At 47.2% G+C, this 16,386-nt stretch carries 12 protein-coding genes and 1 pseudogene; 8 read left to right on the plus strand and 5 right to left on the minus strand.

From position 1 onward, the window contains the following. Nucleotides 1-10: 10 nt before the first annotated feature. Nucleotides 11-712, minus strand: a complete 702-nt coding sequence (locus tag FC82_RS02015; RefSeq protein ID WP_056996062.1) for an ABC transporter ATP-binding protein — start codon at nt 710-712, stop codon at nt 11-13. A gap of 200 nt (nt 713-912) precedes the next feature. On the opposite strand from FC82_RS02015, the gene FC82_RS02020 reads away from it, so the two are divergent. Beyond that, complete coding sequence (locus FC82_RS02020; RefSeq protein WP_056996063.1) at nt 913-1,527, plus strand: TetR/AcrR family transcriptional regulator; 615 nt, start codon at nt 913-915, stop codon at nt 1,525-1,527. A gap of 58 nt (nt 1,528-1,585) precedes the next feature. Here FC82_RS02020 and FC82_RS02025 read toward each other — a convergent pair whose 3' ends face one another. Then, a complete protein-coding gene (locus FC82_RS02025; protein WP_082620128.1) occupies nt 1,586-2,977 on the minus strand; it encodes an aspartate ammonia-lyase in 1,392 nt (463 codons plus the stop codon). Between the two features lie 549 nt (nt 2,978-3,526). Between FC82_RS02025 and FC82_RS02030 the strand changes: the two genes are divergently transcribed. From FC82_RS02030 to FC82_RS02040, 3 genes are read left to right on the plus strand one after another with little or no spacing between them, the layout of a single operon-like run. Next, nucleotides 3,527-4,843, plus strand: coding sequence for an MFS transporter (locus FC82_RS02030; protein WP_054759046.1), 1,317 nt, complete (start codon nt 3,527-3,529; stop codon nt 4,841-4,843). A 21-nt stretch (nt 4,844-4,864) separates the two neighbouring features. Beyond that, the gene (locus tag FC82_RS02035; RefSeq protein ID WP_056996065.1) at nt 4,865-6,010 is read left to right on the plus strand and encodes a 2-aminoethylphosphonate aminotransferase; all 1,146 of its coding nucleotides are present in this window, start codon (nt 4,865-4,867) and stop codon (nt 6,008-6,010) included. An 11-nt stretch (nt 6,011-6,021) separates the two neighbouring features. Further along, nucleotides 6,022-7,110, plus strand: coding sequence for a phosphonoacetaldehyde reductase (locus tag FC82_RS02040; RefSeq protein WP_056996066.1), 1,089 nt, complete (start codon nt 6,022-6,024; stop codon nt 7,108-7,110). Nucleotides 7,111-7,555: 445 nt separating this feature from the next. Here the strand turns inward: FC82_RS02040 and FC82_RS02045 are convergent, their stop codons facing one another. Then, nucleotides 7,556-8,158 (minus strand): TetR/AcrR family transcriptional regulator, encoded by a 603-nt coding sequence (locus FC82_RS02045; RefSeq protein WP_054759052.1) that lies wholly within the window; start codon nt 8,156-8,158, stop codon nt 7,556-7,558. A 116-nt stretch (nt 8,159-8,274) separates the two neighbouring features. Here FC82_RS02045 and FC82_RS02050 point away from each other — a divergent pair, with 116 nt between their 5' ends. Then, nucleotides 8,275-9,777, plus strand: coding sequence for an MDR family MFS transporter (locus tag FC82_RS02050; protein WP_056996067.1), 1,503 nt, complete (start codon nt 8,275-8,277; stop codon nt 9,775-9,777). A 46-nt stretch (nt 9,778-9,823) separates the two neighbouring features. Further along, nucleotides 9,824-10,657 carry an SDR family NAD(P)-dependent oxidoreductase gene (locus tag FC82_RS02055; protein WP_054759053.1) on the plus strand — a complete coding sequence of 278 codons (834 nt, stop codon included), beginning with the start codon at nt 9,824-9,826 and terminating at the stop codon, nt 10,655-10,657. 207 nt (nt 10,658-10,864) lie between these two features. On the opposite strand, the gene FC82_RS02060 is transcribed toward FC82_RS02055, so the two are convergent. Together FC82_RS02060 and FC82_RS02065 are read right to left on the minus strand one after the other, a co-directional pair. Further along, complete coding sequence (locus tag FC82_RS02060; protein ID WP_054759055.1) at nt 10,865-12,046, minus strand: NAD(P)H-dependent oxidoreductase; 1,182 nt, start codon at nt 12,044-12,046, stop codon at nt 10,865-10,867. Nucleotides 12,047-12,057: 11 nt separating this feature from the next. Next, a complete protein-coding gene (locus tag FC82_RS02065) occupies nt 12,058-12,603 on the minus strand; it encodes an NADPH-dependent FMN reductase (RefSeq protein ID WP_054759057.1) in 546 nt (181 codons plus the stop codon). Between the two features lie 872 nt (nt 12,604-13,475). Here FC82_RS02065 and FC82_RS02070 point away from each other — a divergent pair. Both FC82_RS02070 and FC82_RS02075 read left to right on the plus strand, forming a co-directional pair. Then, nucleotides 13,476-14,405 (plus strand): L-lactate dehydrogenase, encoded by a 930-nt coding sequence (locus FC82_RS02070; RefSeq protein ID WP_054759059.1) that lies wholly within the window; start codon nt 13,476-13,478, stop codon nt 14,403-14,405. Nucleotides 14,406-14,766: 361 nt separating this feature from the next. Further along, nucleotides 14,767-16,184 (plus strand): annotated as a pseudogene (locus tag FC82_RS02075) (anion permease). Nucleotides 16,185-16,386 lie beyond the last annotated feature (202 nt).

Genomic DNA, 16,386 nt, shown 5'->3' on the forward strand with positions numbered 1-16,386 from the left:
TTCGGTTCACCTACCATTCGATTTGTTCAACGGGTGTCGGTGCCTCGTTTTGATAATCGGCTTTGACCTGACCGTCGCCGATTTCGATGACGTGGTCGGCCATCGGCTTGATCATCCCGTTGTGGGTGACGATAATCACGTTTTTTTGGCTGTTGTGGCAGAAATCCTGCAGGAGTTTCAAAATCGTTTTCCCGGTTTTATAATCCAACGCGCCGGTGGGTTCATCGCACAACAACAGTTCCGGGTTCTTCGCAATGGCTCGCGCGATGGCGACTCGCTGCTGTTCACCGCCAGATAGCTGGGCCGGGAAGTTGCTGATGCGGTCACCGAGGCCGACCTCGTTCATGACGGTTTCAGCATCCAGCGCATCGGGCGCAATTTGAGCGGCGAGTTCCACGTTTTCCAACGCGGTTAAGTTCGGAACTAGGTTGTAGAACTGGAAAACAAAACCAATCGAGCGCCGCCGGTACGTGATCATTTCTCGGTTGGAATATTGGGCGATGTCTTTTTCGTTGATAATGACCTGGCCCTTGGTGGACTGGTCCATGCCACCCAGAATGTTGAGCAGCGTGGATTTACCGGCCCCCGAGGCGCCCACGATAATGGTGAGTTCGCCCTGGTTAATATGAAAGGAAATGTCGTCATTGGCGCGGACTTCGTGTTCGCCGCTGCCGTAAATTTTTGAACTGTGTAAGACGTCGATATAGGACATGGTGATTCCCCCTTGTTTGATATTTAAAGAAACACTGTGTTGATTTAAATATAGAGTAACGGCTGATAACGTCAAACGCAACCATTAAAATTTTAAAAAGTGTTGGTTTCAATTCAAAAATAGCTTAATCCGCAACATCGTGTTGCTTTCTTTTTGGAATATCGTTATGATAAAGAAAAAAAGACAGTGGAGGGGAGACCATGGCAACCCATCAAAAAATTATTAACACTGAACGCAAAATCAAGCAGGCGTTCATTTATCTGGGTAATACGAAAGGATTGGAAAAGCTGACCGTCAGCGATGTGACCAAGTACGCCCACATCAACCGCAGTACGTTTTATGCCCACTATGAAGATAAAATTGCCCTTACGCGTCATTTTGAAGACGAGGTCTTAAATAAAATGCACACGGTGATGGAATCAAACTTAGCGGAGACGATGATCAATCAGCGGGCGGATGACGAAAACCTGCGCACATATCCGGCAGTGATCCAGATGATCCAGTTTATCCATCAGGAGTTTGACTTGATCAAAGTACTCATGGTGGACGCACAATTCTACGATGCGGTGAAGGACCAGCTGCGCCAGATCATTGACCGCGACTTGTTCATGGTGAAGGGGAGCACGCGAATGACGGCGAAACTGCCAGACAATTACGCGCATGAGATCGTTTTAGCCAGTATTTTGAGTGTTGTTCAGGTTTGGGTGCACCAGGGGAACCCGGAATCACCGGAAGAAATTTCCCAAATTATTATGCGAATGCTCTACATGAGTCCTTATCAACTGCTGGGAATCGAAGAGACGACCGATAAATAAGGAACATTAAAAAGGCTCTTGAACGCAAAGTTCAAGAGCCTTTTTGAATTGCTTTATATTAACTTTCCTGTGCTAAAGCATGACTGACTTTTTGATTTGTTAGGTTAGCCGGTGATAGTAAATGGTCGACCAGCTTGGGTGCCAACAGGTGTTCTGTCTTAAGCAGTTCACGGATGGACCGGTTCTCTTTTACAGCACGTTTGACGAGCAAGGTTGTCTTTTCGTAGCCCAGATAGGGTGACAATGCCGTGGCGACCACGGCTGAATGTTCGACGTTTTCCTGGCAGCGGTCTTCGTTAACGGTAATGCCGCTGACACAGTTTGCAACCAGTGTTTGAATGGCGTTTGCGAGGTAGGTCTCACTGGCGAGAATGTCACGGAACATGATTGGTTCAAACGCGTTGAGTTCCAGCTGGCCGGCTTCGGCTGCCAAAGTGACTGTAGTGTCGTTACCGATGACTTGAAAGGCGACTTGGTTTACGACTTCTGGGATGACTGGGTTGACCTTAGCGGGCATGATGGACGAGCCGGCTTGTTTAGCGGGGAGTTTCAATTCGGCTAAACCAGCTTGCGGTCCGCTGGCTAACAAGCGCAAGTCGTTACAGAACTTCGAAAGATCCACAGCCAGCGCCTTCATCGCACTGGAGAAGGTCACGTAGGCGTCGCAGTTTTGTGTGGCGTCGATGAGGTTCGTTGCCTGAGTTAAAGAAAGTTGAGAGATCTGGTTCACGGTCGGCACGATGGTGGCCTGATACAGATCAGTTGTGTTTAACCCGGTCCCAATGGCTGTCCCGCCTAGGTTGACCTCTGTGAGGGCGTCCTTGGCAGCAGTCAGTCGTTTTGTATCACGAGAAAACATTGACCAGTAGGCTTTAAACGTGTTGCCATAGGTGGTCGGCACGGCGTCCTGCAATTGCGTACGGCCGACTTTTACTGTATCGGCGTACCGGTCGGCCTTGTCTAATAGCACCATCTTCAATGATTCAATGGCCGTTAATAGGGCGGGCAGTTTTTTTAGCATTGCCATTTTGCCGGCTGTCGGAAAGGTATCGTTTGTAGATTGCGATTGGTTCACGTCATCATTTGGGTGCACCTTTAACCCTGGTGTCATTCGTTCGGCCAGATGGGCGACCACTTCGTTGACATTCATGTTGGCCGAGGTACCAGCGCTGCCCTGAATGGCAGGTGCAATGAAGGCTTCCGAGTAGCGGCCCAACAGGAGTTGGTTGCAAGCGTTGACGATGGCCTGGGATTTATCAGCATCCAAGGTGCCAGCCTTAAGGTTGACTTCGGCGGCTGCTTTTTTGATCTGAACAAGACTTTCAATAATCAGCGGGTGCAGTTTCTCGTTTGAAATCGGAAAATTCTCCTCCGCACGCTTACTGTGGATGCCGTACAAAGCATCATCATCAATTGCCATTGTTCCAACACAATCGTGCTCAATTCTCATCTTATCCACTCCCATTAGTTTTTGTTAGTATTTTTGTGTAAGCTTTAATAACATTACGGTTGCTATGATAGACCAATATTTTGAAACGTCAACCGGAAACCAGTGATTAATTACGTGATGTTATGTATACCATTTTGTCATTTTTGGCAAAAAGTCGATGATATTGGGGCCTTTGCACGTGCCTGCTTTGCAATTTAAATTTTGCTTAATGTGATAAAATATAACATTAATTTGTTATGAAATTAAATCAAGATATCGTTGACATCGGTAGGAATCCTAGTTTCTTTGCAAAATAATTTGTGTTTTAAAAAGATTGCTAAATCAGGCATCTACAGAATCTATATTTATTTTTCCTCACCATAATTGACAACCTTAAATAGGTAGTTACATCTGAAAAGAAGGCAAAACAAGGCTCTTGAATTAAAAAATAATGAGAAAAACCATTGCTTTTATTAAAATTCAATGTTATAAAATATGACATAAGGTTTCAACTAAAAGGGTTAGGAGGACAAAACATGACGCAGGTGGCATGAAGGGAGTGCAGAGTTAGTGAAGCAAGTAAAGGAAACACATGGTTTTCTAGGATATACGGGTTCCGAGTATGCGGTCTTTCGCAAGTATGCTTGGCGGGCGGTGATTGGCTTTTCCCTGGTGTACTGCTTTTTGTATAGCGGGCGGCTCAATCTTAGCTCGGCAATTCCGATGATGGTCAAGGAGACCAATTGGACAACGGGTCAATTAGGTATCCTATCCTCAGTCTTTTTTTGGACGTATGGCTTGGGGCAATTAGCAAATGGACGATTAAGTGAGATTTTCGGTGTGAACCGCTTCATTATTTCTGCGGTGTTGCTATCAGCGGCAGCTAACATTCTGATCGGTTTTCAATCTTCACTGATTATTATCGCAATTCTCTGGGCGTTCAACGGCTATTTCCAATCGATGGCCTGGGCACCGGGAATGGCGCTGCTTTCTCGCTGGTGGCCGAATAATCGCCGCGGGTTCGCAACCGGAATGGCCAACGGTTTTTCTGACTTCGGTCAAGCGGTGGCAATGATTATGGTCATTGTCGCCATGAAAGTTTCCCCACAATTAGGATGGCGTTCAGCGTTCTTCCTACCCGTGATGGTCGCAGCGGCGGTGGCAATTGTGTACTGGGCAATGACAAAGGATGCGCCCGAAAAGGTGGGACTCAAGCCCTTTAAAGAAGTTGCCAGTAGCGGATCAGAACAGACGACAATTCAGGCAGCATCAGCCGGGAAAAGCAAACTTTACCCGTATGTTTATCTGTTGGAGTCCTGGAAGTACGATGTCTGGTTGCTGATCATTGCCTTGCAGAGCATCGTGCGGTATGGGTTATTGACGTGGATCCCGTTGTACTTTACGAAAACGATGGGATTGGATGTCAGCTCAGGCTTGATTCAAAGTCTGGTTCTGCCGATCGGGATGGGCTTTGGAGCGTTATTCGTACCAATGCTGGCCGATAAGTATTTAGCCACGAACCGTCTGCCAGGGGTCATTATCTGCGCCTTGATAGGCGGCGTGGTCGCACTGGTCTTCCCGTTCATGCATAACGAACTCATCATCAGTGTGCTGCTGTTTATCGCCGGGTTCTTTGTTTACGCGATAAATGGGTTGACCTGGGCGCCTGCAATGGATGCGGGCGGTCGAGAATTCGCTGGCACTGCCAGTGGACTGATGGACTTTGCGGCTTATGTTGGGGCGTCTGTCCAATCTATCGTGTTTGGCTTCACTATTGGAAACAACAACTGGATGATGCTTTTTATCCTGATCACCATCGCAAACGTTTTGATGATCGTATTGGCCGGTATTGCTGGTCGTAAACATTCAGTTACAGCACAGTCTTAGTTAAGAAAGGAAGCTTGTTTTATGGACACAACGAAACTACCTAGTATCAAACGTAATATTTTACTCAACCCAGGTCCTGCAACGACGACTGACAGTGTGAAGTACGCGCAGGTCGTACCAGACATCTGTCCGCGTGAAGAGGAATTCGGCGATATTATGAAACAACTGGGGCGCGATCTGGTAGATATCGTGCATGGCGGTGATGCTTTTACCTCAGTATTGTTCTGCGGTTCTGGGACTATCAATATTGATGCAACAGTGAGTTCGTTAGTGCCTGCTAACAAGAAGATTCTGATTGTTAACAACGGTGCATATTCGAACCGGGCAGCTGAAGTCTGCGATTACTACCATATGGATTATGTGAACTTGAAATTGGACATCACGCAACCGGCTGACGTTAGCAAAGTTCGGGAAGCATTGGAAAACGATGCTGATATCGCAGCTGTATATTGTTGTCATAACGAAACTGGGACTGGTGTTTTGAATCCAATTCGCGAAATCGGTGCGGTTGCGCATGAATTTAAGTGCACGATGATCGTTGATACTACCTCCACCTATGCCATGATTCCCATTGATATGGAAAAGGACAACTTGGATTTCGTCATGTCTTCGGCACAAAAAGGCATCATGGCGTTTACCGGCTTGTCATACACAATTGGGCGAACCTCGATCTTAGAGGCTTCCAAAGACTACCCGACTCGGTCCTACTATACAAATCTGTACATGCAATATAGTTTCATCAAAAAGACCGGTCAGATGCACTTTACACCACCAGTTCAAACGATTTATGCCGCTCGTCAAGGTATCAAAGAGTACTTTGAGGAAGGCGAACAACCAAAATGGGCACGTCACCAAGCAGTCTGGCAAGCTTTGGTCGATGGTTCTGAGGCACTTGGCTTCAAGTTATTGATCAAAAAAGAATATCAGTCCAAGCTGGTCGTTTCATTGAAGTATCCCGACGACCCGAACTTCTCGTTTGAAAAGATGCATGATTTGATTTATGAACAGGGCTTTACGATTTATCCTGGCAAAGTTGCAGATTTACCATCATTTCGACTTTGCGCATTAGGCGCGATTACACCGGATGATATTGCCGATTTCTTTGTTGCGATGAAGGCGGCTTTGAAACGGATGAACGTGGCATTACCTGTTCAGTACAATGACTAGGAGGTGATCTGATGGCAGAACGGACAGTAGCATCAGCCGAGTCCCTAGTGACCCGGATCAGCACATTAATTGAAAAGACTGGCAGTACCCGGCCATTTCTGGTTTGCGGCCATTCATTCATGCAAACGGCGGCGTATCAGGAATTAATGAAACTTGATGGTTTAACAGTAACTGGGTTTCATGATTATGAACCCAACCCCAGTTATGAATCTGTTGTGAAGGGACTGAATGCCTTTACGCTTAGCGGCAGTGACCTTCTGCTGGCAGTTGGCGGCGGCAGTCCAATGGATGTTGCAAAGAGTATCAAAGCATTTGTTGGAATGAGCGATTCAATCCCCTACGTGAACCAACTGATTCAGCCGAACGCGATTCCGTTGATCGCCGTGCCCACCACAGCGGGAACGGGAAGCGAAGTGACCCACTTTGCGGTGATTTATTACCACGGTGTGAAGCAATCCATCTCGGATGCGAGTTTGCTGCCGACTGATGCTGTCCTTGACCCCAACTTGTTGGACAGTCTGCCCGATTATACCCGTAAAGCCAGCATGCTGGACGCGTTGTGCCACAGTATCGAATCCTTCTGGGCCGTAAAAGCAACCGAAGAAAGTCGTCGTTATGCCCGCCAAGCTATCCGTTTGTGGCTTAGCAGCTATGAGGACTACCTGAACAATTTGCCAACTGGTAACAGGGACATGCTGGAAGCGGCAAATCTTGCCGGAAAAGCCATCAACATCTCAACAACAACGGCAGCACATGCCATGGCCTATAAACTAACTGGTACGTTTGGTATCGCGCACGGCCACGCGGTTGCGGTCTGTTTGCCAAAAATTTGGCGCTATATGTTGGCCGAGGAGCCAAGTATTGAACTGAACGCGAAGTTTGACGCGCTGGCGGAATTGTTCGGTCAATCAGATCCAGAGACGACGATCGATTGGTTTGAAGCGCTATTGAAACAGCTTTCGATAGAGGCGCCATCGACAAACGATGACCACCTGATCACACAGTTGGCTGGTTCGGTTAATCCGCAACGGTTGGGTAACAACCCCATGAAGCTGGACGTGGCGGATCTGCGAGCAATTTACCGAAGTATCTTGAAGTAAGAAAACGCCGCAGATCACTTGCTGGAAGACGTGGGGTGCTTTGCCGCTAGAACGTTAATCTTTTCAGATACAACGCATGACCTTTCACTAGAATTGAACGCATTAGACATTAGAAGATGAACAGATCACCGAACGCGGGTGGTCTGTTTTTTGACTCTTGTAAGAGTTGGTCACGGCAAGGGACGAAACAAGGCTGACTGAAATCGACTTGGATCGACTAACAACCGGAATTAACCCTTTGGCCGAAAATCGGGTCACTGATCGGATGAAGATATTATGAAATGCAGAAGGCACGAATTGTAGATGGTAAGGGTGGCAAACGGACAACTAACGCATGGCTGCCGCTTGGGTTTGCGATGAAGACCCAGGGACTGTCGGTGTTGATGACGCAACGCGGATAAAAAAACACCTAAAAAACGGCAGAAGTGACGTTTCTTAGGTGTTTTTAGTGCTCAAGTGCGTGGTGATAAGCCGGCAGTAATACATCGTCAATGACACTAGCGAGTTCGGCATCGGAAAATTCCTGATTGACGAAAAGATGGTATCTCAATAAATCAAAAGGCAGCAGTTTTACCTGATCCGGCAAGGTGCCAGCCCCCAACTCGTCACGGTCCTGTGCCCGTTTAACCACCCGATCAATGGCGTTAATGTCAATGGCGTTGCCCTCTGCAATCATCCGCTGAATGGCGGCCCCTTGTTCCTTATTCAACCCGCCCATGAGCGAGCCAAGGTAGGATTCATCGAAGGTCTTCATGCTGACGGTAAATCGTTTCAGCACTTGGGTGAGATCTTCAGCAAGTGTCCGACCGGTCAACTTGATTTCATCGGTTCGACCGCTATTTTCCCGCTTGATCTTATCCTGCAGGGCGGCAATTGCCAGCGCAAACGGCGAGTCCCAACGACGGTAAATAACGGGTTTGCTGGTGTTTGCCCGGTCGGCTACTTTTGGAAATGTCAGCCCAGCGAGCCCTTCTTCTGCTAAAATTTCGCGCGTTGCCAGATAAATGGCAGCTTCTAAAGCCGCGCCCCGTCGGCGTGTTTGCGTCATGTGACCCCTTCTTTCAAATAAGATACCGAAAGTTTCTTATTGACTTTTGTTTTCTAAAGAGTATTATAGCATTTGTTCATTTAAGATACTAAAAGTTTCTTATTCAGGAGGGTAACATGCAAAACAAAACAACAATTTCAAAAGCAACCATGACGGTGGCCTGGGTAGTAGTTTTCGGAGCTATGGCACCGTTATTAGATTCCACCATGATCAATATCGCTATCAACAATCTGGTGAATAGCTTCTATAGTTCAGTGACAACGGTGCAGTGGACGGTGACTTGCTACATGTTGGCAACCGGTGTGGCAGTGCCTTTTTCCAGTTGGCTGATCAACCACTTTGATGGCAAGCATGTTTTTATGGCTGGTGAATTACTATTTGGCATTGGGTCGATTTTGGCCGCCATTTCGCCAAACATTCAGTTTCTGATTGCTGCACAGCTGGTCCAAGGGTTCGCCGGTGGCCTGATCATGCCGCTGCTGACCACGTTGCTAGTGCAAACAGCTGGCGCGGCCGTTATGGGGCAAATGATGGCCACAGTTGGGTTACCAATGATTCTCGGCCCGCTTGTTGGTCCTGTGATTGGCGGGATCATTATCAAGTTTCTGTCTTGGCACTGGATTTTTTGGATCAACGTACCAGTGACACTGATTGCACTTCTGCTCCTTGCTTGGAAGATGCCGAATTATCCAGCACAAAATAAGAACGCTAAGTTGGATATCATTGGTACGGCGTTACTGATTGCCGCTACCAGCAGCATGATCTACGGGGTGGTTAAGGCCGCCCACGCTGCCAATTTCAGCAATCAAACGACCGTGACATTTTTGATTGCCGGTGCCGTTGCACTGGTGCTGTACATCATTTGGGCAGCGATTCGCGGTGACAAAGCGGTTTTACCACTGAAGCTGTTTAAGTTTCGTTCATTCGACGGTTCTGTGATTGGCTTGTTCATTGCCGGCACGGTGCTCAATGGGGCAATGCTGCTTCTGCCGCTGTTTTTCCAAAACGTCCGCGGGATGAGCGTCATCATGGCTGCCTTAGCGTTGATTCCACAAGGCGTTGGCATGCTGATTTCTCGGCCGATGACCGGGCACTTGACGGACAGTATCGGTGCCAAGTACGTGGTTCTGGTCAGCGTTATCATCACCTTTATCGGAACAATTCCGTTTTTCTGGATCGATCAGCACACATCCTACTGGATCGTTGCAGCGGTACTGTTGGTCCGCGGCGTTGGTGCAGGCGGTATCTTAACCCCGTTGATGGCCGATTCATATAGTGGAATGGCCAGCAGTGATGTTCCCGCCGCAACGATCGGGTCACGCATTGTCCAAAACATCGGCAGCGCGTTTGGCTCGGCTTTAGTCACCACGGTAGTCACGGCATTCTCGACAGCACATGTGAAGACGTTTGAAACGCACATGAAGGACGGTCACTACACGGTTGCCGCTAATATGCTTAGCTCATTTACCCATCAACACCTGGTTAACATTCGGCTGGAGGCCTTTCAACACGGTTTTTTGATTATCTCGATCGCTGCCCTGGTCATTATGTTACCAACTGTTTTACTTTCCAATAAGATTAAGCAAAATTCACGGAAACCAGTGCAAAATTCGAAATAATCGTGTAACATAATCGTAACGCAACTGAAACAGGAGGGACGTTACGGTGAAGCAACCTAAGGTGGAAAACAAAATTGTGTTGGTTTCAGGCGGCACTTCAGGGGTCGGCAAAGCGGCCGCCATTTCATTGGCAAAGGTCGGCGCGGAAATTATCATTTTAGGGCATGATCAAAAACGGGCCGATGCCGCCGTGGCTGAAATTCAGCGTCGCTCCGGCAACCCGTTGATCTGGGCGGAACTGTGCGACTTAACGTTGCGCAGCGCGATTCAAGATCTGCACCAGCGGCTGGTCGACCAAAATATTCGTCTGGACGCGCTGATCAACGCGGCCGGCGGTGTCACGTTGCCACAGGTACCGACGACGGAAGGGGTCAACACCAGCTATGCGCTGAACTACGGCGCTACGTACTGGCTGACTACGGAACTTCACGACCGGTTACGCAAGGGCGCGCGTGTCCTTAATGTATTAGGGCTCGCGTTAGTTGCTAAGAATCAGCCAGTTTTGATTCCCAAGGATCCAAGTTGTACTGGACTGACCAGTTCACAGGTCATCGACGCGGCGTTTTCAAATAAAATGCTGCTGACTCAGGCTTTAGCTGGCCGTTACAAACGCGATAACATCACAATCAATTGTTTCAATCCGGGACTGATCAGAACCGGTATGGGGGCGGATGCGTCGGCCATGGCTAAAACCCTCCGCGGCTTGTACAACGTGCCAGCAAAGACTGAGTCCAAACTGGTCGCCAAACTCGCCCTCGACCCGCGTTACACACAGACCGGTATCCTCTATAATGTCTGGGGACACCCAGTAGAAATGCCGGCTCGCCATTACACGGTTCAAAAACGTCGCGACTTGTTGGCGTTTAGTGCAGCACTATAAACTTACAAATCAAATAAGCAGTCATCTGGGACAACGGCCTGTTGTTCTGGAGGGCTGCTTTTGTTCTGCTCTAAATCGCTGATGTGTGTGTTCTGATTTTTTTAGGATCAGCGAGCGAGATTGCAACAAACTAAATACCACTACCCTGTAATTCTAGACAAAAAAACGATGCCCAAAATCACGGACATCGTTCATAAAATCAAGTTATTAATCTTCTTTAGATGCACTGGTAGTTGCATCGGTATCGTCTGCGTCAGCCTTAGCTTTGGCTGCGCCGTCAGCGGCGTCATCCACCGGTGCGCCGGTCTCTTCGGAAGCAGCACTCGTAGCATCGGCACTGGTTTCAGAAGTGGCCGCATCGTCACCGTGCTTCGAAGCCCCAGTGGTAACATCAGCAAAGGCGCCGTTTTCGAATAAACTAATGATGTGTTCAACGCTGCCAGTGAATTCAATGGTGCCAAGGTAGGATCCGTCCACGTCACGCAGCGCGTAGTACTGAATCAAGGTCCGGTGGCCGTGCATGATCAATGGCCGTTCAACCATGTCCCGGGAGCCGTCTTTGAAACTATTAATGATGGCTTTAACAGCAGGCAAGGCCTTCGGTGGGTGACATTCATCAACGGTTTCATTAATTTCGTTGACGTGACGGACGTGCTCGCGGTTCGGTTTGTCGGAGAACCAAGCAAAACGGTCGTTGCGGTCAATCAAGTCAATTTCAAATGGGATGGTACTGAAAATCTGTTGGGCTTCCTTGAACGAGAGGCGTCCAGTAGGGAAGTTGATGTAGGCATCGTTCACAAATGGTTGTTTCAGGGTCATAAGGTTATCCTCCTCGGTTTGTTTGGATAGGGCATCGGTGAGCTTCACGAAGCTGGTAAAACTTTCCTCTAGGTTCGCAACTGCGGCCTGGTCGGTAATGTTCCCATCTTTGTTGAAACTTTGTGCGGCCTTGCCAACGAGTACTTCGTGGCCGGCTTGAACGGCAGCGTTACAGTCTGGTGATGCCAAGATTTGGCGGACTTGTTCTTGGGCCCGCGACGTTGCCTGCGTCCCGTAAGACACGCCGACCACCATGGTTGGTTTTTGTTCCAGAATGTTCTTTGGATTATAGAACAGCCACTCAATGGCACTGATCAAGGCTGCGGGAATCGCGTGGTCGTATTCGGGACAAGAAAAAATCACCCCGTCTGCGTTTTTAACAGCCTGCTTAAATTGCCAAACGGCCATGGATTGTTCTTCATAAGGCAGATCCTGGTCGAAAGCTGGTAATTGATTGATTTCCAAAACATCGATGTCTGCCAGTTGTTTGAAATGTTTCTTCATATACTGAAGCAGGATTCGGTTGTAGGAAAAGTCGGCGTTGGTACCGACAATTGCAGCAAATTTCATGAATGGGCCTCCTACTTCGCGTTGTTACGTTCAGCAAACGTAATGAATTCAGCAAAACATTTATCTAAGAATTTCACGGTACCTTCATCCTTCACGTCGCCATGATCATTAAAAGCAGTGTCGCCGTTGCCTAACAGGAATTCGTCACCCTGCCAAGCAATGGCGTTAACGCCTGGTGAATTGAGGATCTGACGCAACGTCATTTGGGCGCGGGAACCGCCCTGCGGAAATGATGATACGCTGACGATCATGACGGGTTTGTTAGCAAAAGGGTGCAGGTTGTAAGACAGCCACTCGAGGACGCTCTTCAGTGAAGAGGCCACCGTGTGGGCGTGTTCGGCACAACTGATAATGACGGCATTGGACTGTTCGATCTGTTGCGCCAGGTCGATGACGGGCTGGGGGTCGCCCCCGGGGTAGTTTTCATTGAACATGGGTACTTGGTCAATATCGGCTACGGTAATGTCCTGATCATCGAAGTGGCGACTCATAAACTGGAGCAGTTTGCGGTTGGCAGAGTGTTTCGAGTTAGAGCCAACAATTGCTGTTATTTTCACAAGTCTCACCTCAAATTAGTTTAATATATTTCGTTTAATATAATATACGAATAAATTGTAATGCATTTTAGAACTAAAAGCAAGAACCTTGAATGCGTTTCCATCCTATCTACAGCAAGCCAAACAAAGTAATGATTAAGTGTTGAATTTCTGTTGGATCACTGGTTAGCGGTCATAGTCTAGAATACCTGCTCATCGAAAACGGGGCTGGAAAAGACATAAACATAGGGAATAAATGGCAATTTTCTCCGCTAATGATGAGTTGCACATATGAGCACTGCTTTTTGATACGTTCTAATGCACACGATACAGGGAATAATTTGAAATTGCAATGAGAATTCCTTGGTTCACTTTATTTTTTGAAAAAGGCGTGCTATTTTTTAATAATTGTAACGGTGAGCCCTTATCCAGCAAGAACATAAGCAAAATTTATCATATGTTGAAGGTTTGACTATATGCTTATTTTCGAAATATTATGAAGCCATTGAGGTTGTTTTAAAGATTTATGCGTTTTTTTTCACATTTTTGATAAAACGTTTTCAAATATGTGAAACACCACTTTTTGAGAGAAGATGATGAGTGAAATTGGTATGGATTATTGATAATCGTGAAAACAATGGCAAACGCTATCTGTTATTTAACCGTTTTCACGATTAAATTTACCCTTAGAATTTGAGAGAATTCAAATCAGTATTTTAAATAATTAAAAAAATCGTGGTATTTTTTAAAAAAGTGAAGACTTTTTAGAAAAATCATGTATAATGAATGTGACCTTAAGAGCAAGCGACTTAGAATTGGTTGCTCGAAGGTAGCTGATTGTTGTACGAAGCTGATTTTTAATTATGAAAGATACTGAAAGGGGACTGAACACTATGTTAAACAAACGTCGTAAAGTTCTTCTCGTTGGAGATGGCGCAGTTGGCTCATCATTTGCGTTCTCATTACTGCAAAATTGCGGGATCGATGAATTAGTTGTAGTGGACGTTAAAAAGGAACACGCCGAAGGAGACGTGTTGGATCTGGAAGATGTGACACCGATGATGATGCCCGCAAGTTTGCGGACTGGTGATTATAGTGATGCTGCTGATGCAGATATCGTTGTGATTACAGCTGGTGTGCCACGTAAACGGGGTGAAACACGGTTGGACTTGGTCAATAAGAACACCAAGATCCTAGAATCCATCGTGACACCAATCGTCAACAGCGGATTTGATGGCTGCTTCGTGGTTTCAGCAAACCCAGTTGATATCTTAACGTCACTGACACAGCACATTTCTGGTTTTCCAAAGAACCGGGTCATCGGTACTGGGACTTCCCTGGACAGCGCCCGTCTGCAAGTTGGATTGGCAAAGGCCCTGGACGTCAGCACTAGTGACGTGGACGCCTACATTTTAGGCGAACACGGTGACAGTTCATTTGCTGCTTATAATGAAGCAACCGTTGGCGGCAAGCCATTGTTGAACCTGCCAAACGTTGATCGTGACCAGTTAGCTGCTATCGAAGATGACGTGAAGAAGAAGGGCGGTCAGATTATTCGCCAGAAGGGTGCAACCTTCTATGGCGTCGCTGTCAGCCTGATGAAGATTTGCCGGTCCATCTTACTTGATGAGAACCTGGTAATGCCGATTTCAGCACCGCTTAGCGGCCAGTATGGTCTCAAAGATGTTTATCTCGGTACCCCAGCAGTTATCAACGCTGGCGGCATTCGCCAAGTTATCGAAGTGCCGCTCTCTGATGAAGAGTTGGCCAAGATGAAGAACTCTGCCAAGAAGATGAACGAGATTCTATTAGCCGCTGAATAGGTTGATGAGTCACGGCAACATAGTTGTTACATGTTTCGCTGACGATGTTGAAGTTTAATATAGGACGCTTGCAGTCCTATTTTTTTGGAAATGATTGTTAAAATTGTAACAAACTATTTGAAACGATAAGAATATACTGCGCGCAGGGATTGACTACTTCCATTCAATCTTGCACTTTATCAGTCTTTATTACACTTTTTATGCCGCGCACAGTAAGGGTTATATCGCTAAACCTTCCTAATCAGCGGTAGCCGTTTTGCATCGTGACAATCAGTTCTAACTTAGATTTTGTCCGTGAAATTGTCGTCCTGTTACTGCAAAAAAACACATGCCTTGGTAAGGGTATGAAGGAGTTTTTGACATGCAACTAAATAAGATTGATTATAAGAAATTTATCTGGCCGTTGTTAGTCGGTCTGGTAATTTGGTTCTGTTCACCGTTTAAACCAGCCGGTATTTCTATGAATGCTTGGCACATGTTAGCTATTTTCGCCGCTACTATTATTGGCTGTATCACCCAACCGTTACCAATCGCTGGGGTTGCCCTGATTGGGATGACGCTTTCGGTTCTGTTGAACGTTGTTACTATTGATGATGCCACCCTCGGCTTTGGGAACGGAACTGTTTGGATGATCGGGATGGCCTACTTCCTGTCACGTGGCTTTATCAACACGGGTCTTGGTCGTCGGGTCGCGTTGATTTTCGTTCGCTTGTTCGGGAAAAAGACTCTTGGTTTAGCTTACTCGCTGATCGGCGTTGATCTGGTCACCGCTCCAGCTACCCCAAGTAACACAGCTCGTGCCGGTGGGATCGTTTATCCCATCATTGAATCACTAGCTGATACTTTTGGTTCTAGTCCTAAGGATGGAACGGAACGAAAAATTGGTTTTTCTTGATCTTTACTGAATTCCATGGTGACATCGCTACCAGTGGGATGTTCATGACTGGGATGGCACCTAACTTGGTTGCCGTTGCCCTCGCTAAGTCACTGGGTGTTCATTTATCTTGGATGGGCTGGTTTGTTGCCGGTGTCGTTCCTGGTTTGATTTCCCTTATCTGTGTACCGCTGATCATCTACAAGATGTATCCGCCGGAAATTAAAGATACGCCAAACGCCAAGGAATGGGCTGACAAAGAGTTAGCTGAAATGGGTAAGATCACACTGCCTGAAAAGATTATGGGTGGCGTCTTCATCATCGCCCTGATTCTTTGGATGCTTTCCAGCTTTATCGGGTTGGATGCGACAACGGTTGCCTTCTTGGCCGTTGGTCTGCTGCTATTGACTGGTGTCTTGAGCGTCAAGGACGTGTTAAACGAAACCGGTGCTTGGAACACGATTGTTTGGTTCTCAATTTTGATCTTTATGGCAACTGAATTGAACACTTTGGGTCTGATTCCATGGCTGTCAAAAGCATTGGGTGCAAGCCTTCACGGTGTCAGTTGGATAGTTGTTTTAATTGTTCTCGTTCTGTTCTACTTCTACAGTCATTACATGTTTGCTAGTGGGACGGCGCACGTGTCAGCAATGTACAGTGCACTGTTAGGTGTTGCTATCTCTGCTGGTGCACCAGCCACAATGGCTGCCATGATGCTCGGCTTTACGGGTGCAATCTTTGGGTCAACCACACAGTATGCAAACGGCCCAGCATCAGCATTGTTCGGTGCTGGTTACGTGAAACAAAGCGACTGGTGGCGTCTGAACTTCGTCCTAGGGATCTTCTACCTCATTGTTTGGGGTGTAGTTGGTGGTCTTTGGATGAAGGTGATTGGATTGTGGTAAAGAGTGTGGAGCAAGGCGTTTAGGGGCGGAGCGTAAGGGACTTCGGCCGAAAAAGGCCGGATTTGCCTTTTTGGCCGAAGTCCCTTACGCAGGAGCCCTTTGCCTTGCGGAACACGTTTCGGCAATAAAAAAATAAATCACGTCGCAAGAACAGCACAGAGCCTGACGCCCACAATCAGAATCCTGATGGTGGCCAAATTTT

Origin of the sequence: Secundilactobacillus collinoides DSM 20515 = JCM 1123, assembly GCF_001435975.1 — a bacterium.
GTDB classification, from domain to species: domain Bacteria; phylum Bacillota; class Bacilli; order Lactobacillales; family Lactobacillaceae; genus Secundilactobacillus; species Secundilactobacillus collinoides.